This is a genomic window from Blautia sp. HCP3S3_G3, from assembly GCF_052063365.1.
Lineage (GTDB): Bacteria > Bacillota > Clostridia > Lachnospirales > Lachnospiraceae > Blautia_A.
Genome location: NZ_JBQHXR010000001.1, coordinates 430,502 through 443,169, shown reverse-complemented (window position 1 = coordinate 443,169; position 12,668 = coordinate 430,502). Strand labels below are relative to the sequence as shown.

At 43.9% G+C, this 12,668-nt stretch carries 10 protein-coding genes; 1 reads left to right on the top strand and 9 read right to left on the bottom strand.

The genetic code is table 11. The annotated features are described in order from the left end of the window. Window positions 1-48: 48 nt before the first annotated feature. Entirely contained in the window at window positions 49-747 is a 699-nt protein-coding gene (sfsA, locus tag ACTNEW_RS02010; protein ID WP_441057269.1) for a DNA/RNA nuclease SfsA, read from the bottom strand. A gap of 116 nt (window positions 748-863) precedes the next feature. On the opposite strand from sfsA, the gene ACTNEW_RS02005 reads away from it, so the two are divergent. Next, window positions 864-1,517, top strand: coding sequence for an HAD family hydrolase (locus tag ACTNEW_RS02005; protein WP_441057267.1), 654 nt, complete (start codon window positions 864-866; stop codon window positions 1,515-1,517). A gap of 135 nt (window positions 1,518-1,652) precedes the next feature. On the opposite strand, the gene ACTNEW_RS02000 is transcribed toward ACTNEW_RS02005, so the two are convergent. The 8 genes from ACTNEW_RS02000 to gap form a co-directional block, all read right to left on the bottom strand. Continuing rightward, window positions 1,653-1,952, bottom strand: a complete 300-nt coding sequence (locus ACTNEW_RS02000) for a DUF3784 domain-containing protein (protein WP_441057265.1) — start codon at window positions 1,950-1,952, stop codon at window positions 1,653-1,655. Between the two features lie 21 nt (window positions 1,953-1,973). After that, window positions 1,974-4,004: a L,D-transpeptidase family protein gene (locus ACTNEW_RS01995; protein WP_441057263.1), complete on the bottom strand. Its 2,031-nt coding sequence runs from the start codon at window positions 4,002-4,004 to the stop codon at window positions 1,974-1,976. 230 nt (window positions 4,005-4,234) lie between these two features. Continuing rightward, entirely contained in the window at window positions 4,235-5,596 is a 1,362-nt protein-coding gene (locus ACTNEW_RS01990) for an MATE family efflux transporter (protein ID WP_441057261.1), read from the bottom strand. 257 nt (window positions 5,597-5,853) lie between these two features. Next, complete coding sequence (gpmI, locus tag ACTNEW_RS01985) at window positions 5,854-7,395, bottom strand: 2,3-bisphosphoglycerate-independent phosphoglycerate mutase (RefSeq protein ID WP_441057259.1); 1,542 nt, start codon at window positions 7,393-7,395, stop codon at window positions 5,854-5,856. Between the two features lie 223 nt (window positions 7,396-7,618). Continuing rightward, window positions 7,619-8,914 (bottom strand): homoserine dehydrogenase, encoded by a 1,296-nt coding sequence (locus ACTNEW_RS01980; RefSeq protein ID WP_441057257.1) that lies wholly within the window; start codon window positions 8,912-8,914, stop codon window positions 7,619-7,621. Window positions 8,915-9,274: 360 nt separating this feature from the next. After that, window positions 9,275-10,024 carry a triose-phosphate isomerase gene (tpiA, locus tag ACTNEW_RS01975; RefSeq protein WP_441057255.1) on the bottom strand — a complete coding sequence of 250 codons (750 nt, stop codon included), beginning with the start codon at window positions 10,022-10,024 and terminating at the stop codon, window positions 9,275-9,277. A gap of 104 nt (window positions 10,025-10,128) precedes the next feature. Next, window positions 10,129-11,337, bottom strand: coding sequence for a phosphoglycerate kinase (locus tag ACTNEW_RS01970; protein WP_441057253.1), 1,209 nt, complete (start codon window positions 11,335-11,337; stop codon window positions 10,129-10,131). A 139-nt stretch (window positions 11,338-11,476) separates the two neighbouring features. Continuing rightward, a complete protein-coding gene (gap, locus tag ACTNEW_RS01965) occupies window positions 11,477-12,496 on the bottom strand; it encodes a type I glyceraldehyde-3-phosphate dehydrogenase (protein ID WP_441057251.1) in 1,020 nt (339 codons plus the stop codon). Window positions 12,497-12,668: the final 172 nt, after the last annotated feature.

The window sequence follows — 12,668 nt, the reverse complement described above, 5'->3', positions numbered from 1 at the left end:
TCATTCGGAAGCGGGTTCTCCCGCTCATTCCGCAGTGGCTTTTTATTTTCATCCGGCATAGGGTTCCTCCAGATTAATCGGTACAGGATTCTGTATTTCGATAGTATCCTGCGTTACCCGACAGTCGTATGCAAGGATTCTGACTCCCTGCTTCCTGGCAGCAGCCAGTGCTCTCCCAAATTCCCGATGAGTGACCCAGTTTGGCCGAAATTCAGATACACCGTCCATCTGAATGACAAGAAGCAAATACGCTTCATAGCCTTCCTGTACACATCTGGCAAGCTCCTCCACATGCTTCACACCTCTCTGTGTAGGTGCGTCAGGAAAGCGGGCAATATTCCCTTCCTCCAGCGTAACGCCCTTCACTTCAATAAAAGCTTTTCGCCTCGCAGATTCCACATAAAGGTCAAAGCGGGAGTTTCCATATGTTTTCTCCGAATATACCGTAATTTCTTCCGGGAACAGGCCGCCTCCCTCCAGCCATTCTCTGGCTGCTTTATTCGGCACCTGGGAATCCATATTGATCCATCGTCCCTGTTTCTTCACACAGATCAGGTCGTATTTCGTTCTGCGGTTGGGATTCCCGCTCTCTTCCAGAATCACCTCGGTACCGGGAATCAGCAGTTCCCTGCATCTTCCGGTATTCTTTACATGGACAGTTTCCGTGTGACCATCAAGCTCCACATGTGCAATAAAACGGTTCGGTCTGTCCAGAAATTTCCCTGTTTTTATATTTTCATATTTCATTCTGTAACCTCACGCCAATAATATAACATGAAAACCTGAAAAAATACAGTTGCTTTTTTACCTTTTCTCATTTAAAATTGTCCTAAAAAAGAAAGGAAATGCAGATTTTTCCCTGAATGGAAATATCTGCCGGACATACGATGGACAGTATTATATTTGATGTGGACGGTACTCTGTGGGATTCCACAGATGTTGTTGCCAGAGCCTGGACACAGTACCTTCGCGAAAAAGAACACATGGAAATAGAAATCACTTCTCAAAAACTCATGACCCTGTTTGGCCAGCTGCTTCCGGATATCGCCAAAGCCCTGTTTCCCGATCTCAGTGAAGAGGAACAGCTTCGTGTGATCGATGCCTGCTGTCAGGCTGAACATGAAGCTTTATTAAAAGAATGCGCTCCTCTTTACGAAGACCTTGAACAGACACTTCAGAAACTCTCCGCAGAATATCCTCTGTTTATTGTCAGCAACTGCCAGGCCGGCTATATTGAAGTCTTCCTGCAGGCCACAGGGTTCTCCAAATATTTCAAAGGTCATCTCTGTCCCGGAGATACCGGAATGGCCAAAGCCGAAAACATTACCCGGATCGTAGATGACTACCATCTGAATTCCCCTGTTTATGTCGGAGATACCATGGGCGATTATGAGGCATGCCGGAAAGCCGGAGTTCCCTTTATTTTTGCTTCCTACGGTTTCGGCAATGTTTCGGAACCATACGCGGTCATTCAGAAACCGATGGATCTGATACCACTGTGTATCTCTCATTCCTGATAATAAAAATCCTGATTTACAGGTTCTTTTGCATCGCAGGAAAATGCGGAACACTTTCCTGCGATACAAAAAGGAGCATGGGACTTGTTCCTGTGCTCCTTTTTCTGCGGCTGTTTCTGTTGCAGAAACAGCCAGTCATTTCTTTCTGCATTTTTTTCTGTAGTATACAACCAGCACAACCAGTACAATCACCAGAAATAACGTATAGATGATTTTGGCTGCAAGGCTGGTGGTGAAGGAATCTATTCCTGTTGCGATACCAATAATGATCATTGCAACTCCGGAGGCTCTTTCCATCTTTTTCTGGTCATACTGTTTGCGGCGTTCCTGAACATTGCCTCCGCCCATAAACATATCACCTTTTCCGCACAAAAGCAAAATCCCGACCACAATCGCCCCGATTGCAAGAATATAATCCAATGTCCTGTTATTCATTTTTTTACCAGACCTTTCTCATTAGTAGAAGCAGACGATAGGAACACCATACTGAATAATATTGTACAGAGTTGCTGCACTCTCACTCGGCAGATTGATACAGCCATGAGAACCGCCCGTCAGGTAACGGTCACCGCCAAAATACGGCTGCCATGGTGCATCATGGAAACCGATTCCGCCGTTAAACGGCATCCAGTACTGTACATCTACTTCATATTCATATTTACCATTCTCATCCTTCTGTCCTCTTAATACATCCGGACTCTTTTTGTAATAAAGCGTGTAGATACCGGATGGTGTCTGACGGTCACTGTAGCTCATATTACCGGATACAATATCTGAATCAAAAATAATTGCTCCATTCTGATAATAATACATATGCTGATCTGACAGATCCACTTCAATATAAGTGCTTCCGATATCATTATATCCACGGGTATTCGCCGTCATGGAATAAACCGGATCTCTTGTAGTCTGTGTTCCGGACTGGATTTCCGAAACAAGCTGAGCCGTCTCGGCATCCTGATCGATCTTCCAGCCATATGCAGAACCATATACATATACCGTTCTTCCGCTGGTTGTATAAAATTCACGTTCTGTGCCAACCGTATCATACTGCGCTGCAAGCTGTGCTACATAATCTCTGACATGCTGCTGAAAAGCTGCATCATCCTGCACATACTGTCCTTTATCATCAAATTCCAGCCAGTCCTTGATGGTAGAACCATCCAGTGTCACAGTCTGCTCTCCAAAAGTATAGGTAATACTTGCTCTGGTAAAGTTATTGCAGGCATTCAGGGTTGCCTGAAGTCCCGGATCATCACTGGTAACCGCGGCAGCCACATACGCATCTTCACTGTCTGCAAAATCCACTGTTTCCTGTTTTCCGGAAATCGCTTCATCCAGAATATGATACGCTTCTTTTACGTCCAGTTCACTACCTTCTGTTTCCGGGATAATCTCAAACTGCGTATCTGTAAAAGCCACATATGCATTTTCCGGTGCAACCTGATTTTCTTCCTGCGCACAGTTCAGAGCAAGCACCTGGCTCTGAAGCAGCTCTTTATTAAATGTAATATTCTCGGATGTTGTATAGCTTTTCTTTTCAAAAAGACCTCTGATCCATTCATAGGGCTTCTGCTGTTCCAGAAGCTTCATCACTTCACCATTGGAAACATACGTATATTCTATCTGACTTCCGTCTATCGTCTGCGGTTCCAGATTTCTCGAAGATACCTGAATGGAATAATCTTCCACATTCTGTGCGATCATCTGCTCCACTTCATAAGGAGTCTTTCTGGAACAATCCATTCCATTGATCGTCGTTCCGTCAAAAAATTTATCGGAATAATAATACGAAATCCCGCCATAGGCACATCCTGCCGAAACCAGAACCATCAAAGCTGCAACACCTATAACTTTCAGCCCCTTATGTTTCTTGCCTGAAGATTTCTTATCTGCAGGGATTTCCGGAATCTGCATCTCACTTTCATCGATCGGAACATATACGACCGGCTTCGGACGGGCAGATTTTCCTCTGTTTCCCTGATGCTTCTTCCTAACAGACTTCTCCTCATCCAGGTACTGCGGTTTTCCCTTATCCATGGGCTGGAACTTCAGAACCTTTTCTTCATCTGCCTCGTACTCCTCAGAATCATCGTATTCTTCTTCATATTCGTCAGAATCGTCATACTCCTCTTCATCTGCTTCATACTCATCAGAATCTTCGTATTCCTCTTCATCTGCTTCGTATTCATCAGAATCCTCATACTCCTCTTCATCTGCTTCATACTCATCAGAATCCTCATATTCCTCTGAATCCGTTTCATACACCCCGGAGTCACCATATCCCTCTGAAAAATCTTCCTCATCTTCTACGGAAAAATCCTCATCGTATTCTTCAAGTTCTTCCTCATCTGCAAATTCTTCTGCAGAATCGTCTCCGTCTGTGAAGTCTTCGTCAAAAATGTCTCCATCAAACTCGTCCAGATCAGGTTCTTCCTGATGTCTGTCTCCATCAGCAAAAATCTTTCTCTTCTTTTCGTCACTCATTCACAATACTCTCCTCAAAAACAAGCATATAAAATACATTTCTGATGAAACTGCATATATCATGCCGCATCCACTACATTATAACATAATTCCATTATTTTGCACTCATATTTCATATTTTCATAAAAAAATTTCAGCCATGCTGCAAGATTTCACATAATGCGCCCTCTTTCGCATGGCTGATATTATACCCTCTGCTATTGTCTATATTGTAACCGTTATTTTTTCTGTTATTTTTCTATTATTTCCCTGCCAAATCCCAAACGCCGGCTCATATCCTTCATTACAAAGAAGTACATAAAAATCAATAGCGCTGCCGCCACAACCCAGGCGATCGGACTTGCCATACAGGCACCGAAATAGCTCTTATGACCCGCAGCAATGACTGCTGTAACGCCTCGTCCAGTCAGTTCTGCCACCCCTGCCATCATGGGCAGAAATCCATATCCCATTCCCTGGATACCGTTTCTCAGACAGTTTACGAAATGAAGCGGAATAAAGAAAACGCCTACGCATTTCACATAAATATCCACCATCGGAACAACTTCTGCCGCATTATCTGAGATAAACAGATAGGAAAAATATTTTCCCCAGAAAATCAGAATCAATCCCGTAACAATCGCATAAACAACACCAATGATATGAGAGCACCGGAATCCCGTGCGTACTCTGTCCAGCTTTCCGGCACCGATATTCTGGGCATTATAGGTAGCCATGGTCGTACCGATTGCCACAAAGGCCTGTGCAAAAATATTTTCAATCTTATTTCCTGCTGTAAATGCAGCCACTGCATAAGATCCGAGAATATTCAGAGCGGACTGCACCATCATTGTTCCGATTGCAGTAATAGAATACTGAAGTCCCATTGGAATCCCCACACTGATCTGGTTTCTGGAAATATTTCTGCGAAGTCTCCAGTCATCTCTTTCCAGATGCAGTTCCGGAACAGCTTTCACAATATACAGGACACAAAGTATCCCGGAAACGCCCTGTGAAATCACGGTTGCCCATGCCGCTCCTGCTACTCCCATATGAAATACAACAATAAACAGGAGATCCAGTACAATATTCAAAAGAGCGGAAAGAATCAGGAAATATAATGGCGTTTTGCTGTTTCCAAGTGCACGGAGAATACTAGCCACAAGGTTATACAGTACCTGAGCAAAAATACCTCCGCATATGATCATAATATACACATAAGCATCCTGAAAAATATCATCCGGTGTGTGCATAAAGATCAGCAGTTTTTTCATACCGATCACACTTACCGCAGTCATGATCAGCGAGATCACTGCTGACAGGATTGCCGCATTTCCGACTGTCTGACGCATTTCCCGCATTTTTCCCGCACCGAATTTCTGCGCTGTGATGACAGTGAATCCGGCAGTCAGTCCCATCAGACATCCAAGAATCAGAAACATGATCGTACCCGTTGAGCCAACTGCAGCCAGGCCTTTTGTCCCGACAAACTTCCCAACAATGATCGCATCCATCATATTATAAAACTGTTGAAAAACTCCTCCTACAAAAACAGGAATCGTAAAATCAATAATCATTTTCATTGGCTTCCCTGTTGTCATGTCTGTCTTCATTTATTCTGTCTCCAATACTGTTTATTTTACAAATTTCATTCTTCCATGCCTGACCATCACAACCGACAGGCATATCTGTTATCACTGCACCTCTGTGCTTTGACAATCTCATTTTTTCGTACGAGGCGTATTATAGTAAAAACTTCCAGCTGTTGCAAGTACTCATTTTCATTTCTGTCATTTTCTCTGAAATCACAAGAAAACCCCCGCTCTCGCAGGGGTTTTCTTGTAATAATCACGAATCCTTTTTATCACAATTATTTTTCGATCAAAAGGGATTTTCCGGTCATTTCTTCCGGCTGTTCCATACCCATTAACTGAATCAGAGTAGGAATGATATCTGCCAGACATCCATTCTCACGAAGAGTATATTTCGGATCTGCATTGACAAGGATAAATGGAACAGGATTGGTGGTATGAGCAGTAAACGGATCACCTGTCTCATAATCAACAAGCTGTTCTGCATTGCCGTGGTCAGCACAGATGAACATCTGTCCGTCAACTTCTTTAATTGCCTCTACTGCTCTGCCGACGCATGCATCCACTGCTTCTACTGCTTTGACCGCAGCAGCTTCCACGCCGGTATGACCAACCATATCCGGGTTCGCAAAGTTGATAATGATCACATCATATTTATCAGATTTGATTGCCTCTACCAGTTTGTCACAAACTGCAGGCGCACTCATTTCCGGCTGAAGATCATAAGTTGCAACCTTCGGGGATTTTACAAGAATTCTGTCCTCTCCTTCATTCGGCTCTTCAATACCGCCATTAAAGAAGAAGGTTACATGCGCATATTTCTCAGTTTCCGCGATACGGGCCTGAGTCATATGATGTGCTGCCAGATATTCACCAAAGGTATTCTGAAGCTGTACTTTATGGAATGCAACAATCTTGTTCGGAATCGTATCATCGTATTCTGTAAAGCATACATAGGTAAGATCCAGTCTCTTCTCTCTCTCGAATCCCTGGAAATCATCTGCACAGAATGCTCTGGTGATCTCACGGGCACGGTCCGGACGGAAGTTGAAGAATACAACGGAATCTTTATCAGAAATAACTGTCACCGGTTTGCCGTCTTTTTCGATTACTGTAGGAAGTACAAATTCATCAGTCTTACCGTCATCATAGGATGCCTGAACAGCTTCTGCAGCATCTGTGCCTTTTACGCCCTCGCCTTTTGTCAGAGCTTTATAAGCAAGTTCTACACGATCCCAGCGATTGTCACGGTCCATTGCATAATAGCGTCCGGAAACAACACCAATCTCGCCGACACCGATTTCTTTCATCTTAGCCTGGAGTTCTTCAACATATCCCTTACCTGATGCCGGAGGTGTATCACGGCCGTCCAGGAAGCAGTGTACGTATACTTTGCTGAGGCCCTCTCTCTTAGCCATTTCAAGCAGGCCGTAAAGATGTGTATTATGGCTGTGAACACCGCCGTCAGAAAGCAGTCCCATGAAATGAATTGCAGAATCGTTCTCCTTTGCATTTCTCATAGCTGTCAGAAGTGCTTCATTTTTGAAAAAATCGCCATCCTGAATCTCTTTTGTGATTCTGGTAAGCTCCTGATATACGATACGGCCTGCGCCCATATTCAGATGACCTACCTCAGAGTTACCCATCTGACCGTCAGGAAGACCTACTGCCATTCCGCTTGCATAACCTTTTACAAATGGATACTCTTCCATTAATTTGTCCATAACCGGGGTTTTTGCTTCATATACAGCATTTGCCTCATGCTTGTCATTTAATCCGTAACCATCAAGAATCATTAATACGGTTGGTTTTTTGCTCATAATGTTCTCCTTTTATTTGTAAATTTTTCCGCTGGAAAACGGAATTGTTTTGCCAGTACATCGAAAAACAGATGACCAGTACCGCCGCAGCTGGTCGCACAGGCGACAGTTTCCTTCTTTTATATAGTATCAAAAATCTGAGATTTTTCAAGAATTTTCTTCTGTTAAATCCGGTTCTCTTACACTGAAAAATTTACGTCAGAAATCTCCCCTAGATTACTTTTTATTTTCCATAAACACGAAGCAGACTGGAAATCTTGCGGATAGACTCCCGGTTGCTCATTTCTGCCATCGCAGTACGGAAATCTCCTTCGCGTACTTTATCTGTGATCACAACCACTTCTGCGCAGCCTTCTGTTCTGGTGTCTTTCTGGATAATCTGTGCTACGCTGACATGATACTTTGCAAAAATTGCTGTGATCTCAGCCAGCACACCACAGCGGTTTTCTACCTTCAGACGCATAAAATAACGGTTATAAGTATTTTCCATCTTCTTTACCGGAAGTTCCTTATAGCAGGTACATCCGATACGTGCACAGCATCCTGCCTGAATATTGCGCACAATATCAAAAACATCTCCCACAACAGCACTTGCTGTAGGCAGTTCACCGGCACCGCGGCCAAAGAACATGGCATCTTCCACAGCATCCCCGTGAACAAATACTGCATTATAGGAATCATTGACAGAAGCAAGCGGGTGGCTGCTTGGAATCAGCATCGGGCATACATATGCCTCCACTCCATCCTCATCCTGTCGTGCAACACCGAGAAGCTTGATATCACAGCCCATTTCCTTGGCATAACAGATATCTTTCGCAGAAATCTTGGTAATTCCCTCTATATAAACATCATCAAATACTACACGGGAATTGAATGCAACACTGGCAAGAATCGCTACCTTGCGTCCCGCATCCAGGCCTTCGATATCTGCAGTCGGATCAGCTTCCGCATAGCCCAGTTCTGTTGCAAGTGCCAGAGCATCTTTAAACTCCATGCCTTCCTGTGTCATCTTGGTAAGAATAAAGTTTGTGGTTCCATTGACAATTCCCATTACCTCTGTCATGTGATTGCCTGCCAGACATTGTTTCAGCGGACGAATGATCGGAATACCGCCTGCAACGGCAGCTTCAAAAAGAAAATCCACATGATTTCTCTCCGCTGCATCCAGAAGTTCCTTGCCATGAACAGCGATCAGATCTTTGTTCGCAGAAACTACATGCTTACCTGCATTTAAAGCTGAAAGAATATAGGTTCTGGCCGGTTCGATACCGCCCATCAGCTCAATCACAATGCTTATTTCCGGATCGCCCAGAATTTCATCCCACCTGTTCGTCAGAATGGAAGGATCTTCCACCTTAGCTGCGGCTTTCTCCAGATTGCGGACAAGAACTTTCGCGATTTTCACCTTTTTTCCGATTTTGGCTTCCATCTCGGCTTCCTGATTTTTTAATACCTTATAAACACCGGTTCCAACGGTTCCAAGACCGAGAAGAGCGGCTTTGATGACTTTATTTTCCATTAGGGAATAGCTCCTTTCCAATATCTCGTTGGTACATATAAACTGTTTTTTATAGTAGGATATAAATGGAAATTTGTCAAGGCAATTTCCATCCGGAGAGATGGAACACTCCAAAAGCTGCTGCTGTTCATTCTTTCCACAGTAATATACTTCGTGATGCGCAGCAATTCATTTTTCCTGTGACAGCAGTAAAAAGCACCGCAGATTACCCGTCATCAGGACTTTTCATCCCAACGACACAGCATTTTGCGGTGCTTTCGTTATTTCATATTATGATGATGGGGTCAAAAGGTATTTTGCCCCCTCTGATACACGGATTTCTCCGCACTTTGTGCTTTTGACCCTTGTATCATATTATAATTATTTGTAGCAAACGATCTTTCCGAAATCCGGTTTCAGAGAAGCGCCGCCTACCAGACCGCCATCGATATCAGCCATAGCGAACAGTTCTGCTGCATTTCCAGCATTTACAGATCCGCCGTACTGAATACGGATAGCTTCTGCTGTATCAGTGTCATAGATTTCTGCGATGCATTCACGGATGCCCTTGCAAACTTCTTCAGCCTGTTCGCTTGTAGCAGTTTTGCCGGTTCCGATTGCCCAGATCGGCTCGTAAGCGATTACGATAGTTTTTGCCTGATCAGCAGTTACATTCTGCAGACCAACTTTTACCTGCTGACGGATCCAGTCCATTGTGATTCCCTGCTCTCTCTGAGCCAGAGATTCACCACAGCACATAATCGGAGTGATACCGTGTTCCAGAGCTTTGAGAACTTTTTTGTTAACATCTTCACTTGTCTCTCCGAAGTAATCTCTTCTTTCGGAATGTCCAAGGATTACGTATTTAACGCCTGCATCTACCAGCATAGCCGGAGCGATTTCGCCTGTGTAAGCGCCTTTTTCTTCGAAGTACATATTCTCTGCTGCAACTGCAATATTAGTTCCCTTGCAGGCTTCTACTACAGGAACGATGTCGATTGCAGGAACGCCGAATACAACGTCTACTTCGTCATTCTGTACAAGCGGTTTCAGTGTCTCAACAAGAGCAACTGCTTCGCTTGGAGTCATGTTCATTTTCCAGTTACCAGCAATAATTTTCTTTCTTGCCATTTTTATATCCTCCTGTGGGGTTTTATTTACATCATTCAATTGTTTCGCTTCCCCTGATAATTCCAGTATCTTTGGAAAAGCGGATTTTTACAATTGTTATCCGATTATTTATCGTTTGCTGCTGCAACGCCCGGGAGTTCTTTACCTTCCAGGAATTCCAGAGATGCACCGCCGCCGGTGGAAATATGGGACATCTTGTCGCCAAATCCAAGCTGGTTTACTGCTGCAGCGGAGTCGCCGCCGCCGATGATAGTTGTAGCATCTGTATCAGCAAGTGCTTTTGCAACTGCGATTGTTCCTTTTGCAAGGATCGGATTCTCAAATACACCCATCGGTCCGTTCCAGACAACTGTTTTGGCAGATTTCACTGCATCTGCATACATTTCTGCTGTCTTCGGTCCGATATCAAGGCCCATCATGTCTGCCGGGATAGCGTCTGCATCTACAGAAGACACTTCAATCTCAGCATCGATCGGGGTCGGGAATTCTTTTGCGATTGTGGTATCGATCGGAAGAAGAAGCTTCTTGCCGAGTTTTTCAGCCTTTTCCATCATTTCTTTGCAGTAGTCGATCTTGGTATCGTCTACAAGAGATGTTCCTACTTCCAGTCCTTTTGCTTTCTGGAAAGTATATGCCATACCGCCGCCGATAATCAGAGTATCGCATTTCTCCAGAAGATTGGAGATTACATTAAGCTTGTCAGCTACTTTTGCACCGCCGAGGATTGCTACAAACGGTCTTACCGGTGTTTCTACTGCATTGCCAAGGAAATCGATTTCTTTCTGCATCAGATATCCAACTGCGCAGGTATCGATGAACTGAGTTACACCAACGTTGGAGCAGTGTGCTCTGTGAGCGGTTCCGAATGCGTCGTTTACAAATACATCTGCAAGAGAAGCAAGATCTTTGCTGAATGCTTCGCCGTTCTTGGTCTCTTCTGCACGATAACGGGTATTTTCAAGAAGGATGATTTCTCCGTCTTTCATAGCATCAACAGCAGCTTTTACACTGTCATCTACTACTACAGGGCTCGGAACAAATTTTACTTCCTGGCCAAGAAGCTCGCTTAAACGAACTGCTACAGGTGCCAGAGAAAGTTCCGGTTTCGGTTCTCCCTTCGGTTTTCCAAGGTGAGAGCAGAGAATGATCTTTCCGCCGTCAGCAACCAGTTTCTTGATTGTAGGAAGAGCTGCTACAAGACGGTTCTCATCTGTAATTTTGCCTTCCTTTAACGGTACATTAAAGTCGCAGCGAACAAGGACTTTTTTGCCGTTCACATTGATGTCATCAACAGATTTTTTATTTAATCCCATGACTGTAATTCCTCCTTATTAACTGATTAAGATGTCAGGGGCAAAATATCAGAACCCCTGTTTCATATGAAATGATAAAAGGGTCCGGTCCTTTTCAGACCGGACCCTTGGGTGAGTCTATACTTCTCTCAAGCCTGGATTATGCGTTAAGCAGTTTTCCGAAATGTTTGATTGTACGAACCATCTGGCTTGTGTAGGAGTTTTCGTTGTCATACCAGGAAACTACCTGTACTTCTGTTGTGCCATTGTCAAGTGGAAGAACCATTGTCTGAGTAGCATCAAACAGAGAACCATAGGTCATTCCTACGATATCGCTGGAAACGATTTCGTCTTCGTTGTATCCGAAGGATTCGTTTGCTGCTGCTTTCATAGCTGCATTGATCTGATCTTTTGTAACTTCACCTTCAACAACTGCTGTTAAGATAGTTGTTGAACCGGTTGGGGTCGGAACACGCTGAGCGGAACCGATGAGTTTGCCGTTCAGTTCAGGAATAACAAGACCGATAGCTTTTGCAGCACCAGTGCTGTTCGGAACGATATTAACTGCAGCTGCACGGGATCTTCTCAGATCGCCTTTTCTCTGCGGTCCGTCAAGAGTCATCTGATCGCCTGTGTAAGCGTGGATTGTGCACATGATACCGGATTTGATCGGTGCACAGTCATTTAATGCTTTAGCCATTGGTGCTAAGCAGTTTGTTGTACAGGAAGCTGCGGAGATGATCTTGTCTTCTTTTGTAAGACCCATATGGTTTACATTGTAAACGATGGTAGGAAGATCGTTACCAGCCGGAGCGGAAATGATAACGTGTTTAGCGCCAGCATCGATATGTGCCTGAGCTTTTGCTTTGGAGGTGTAGAATCCGGTACATTCCAGAACTACGTCTACGCCGATTTCTCCCCATGGAAGTTCTGCAGCGTTAGCTTTTGCATAGATTTTGATTTCTTTTCCGTCAACAGTGATGGAATCTTCGCCAGCTGTTACTGTATCAGCTTTAGCGTATCTTCCCTGTGTGGAATCGTATTTTAATAAGTGAGCCAGCATTTTCGGGGATGTTAAATCGTTGATTGCTACGATTTCAAATCCTTCTGCTCCAAACATCTGACGGAATGCAAGACGACCGATACGGCCAAATCCATTAATTGCAACTTTTACTGCCATGATAAAATTCCTCCTATGAATTAAGTGGTTAATTATGATATCTCCTTAATTGTTAAAGAAACATCAACCTATGGCATATTGTACCGAATTTCATACAAAAATTCAAGAGCATTTTAGAAAAAATACATGTAAAATACAAATTTGTGATATAATGGGTTTGATAAACCCGCAA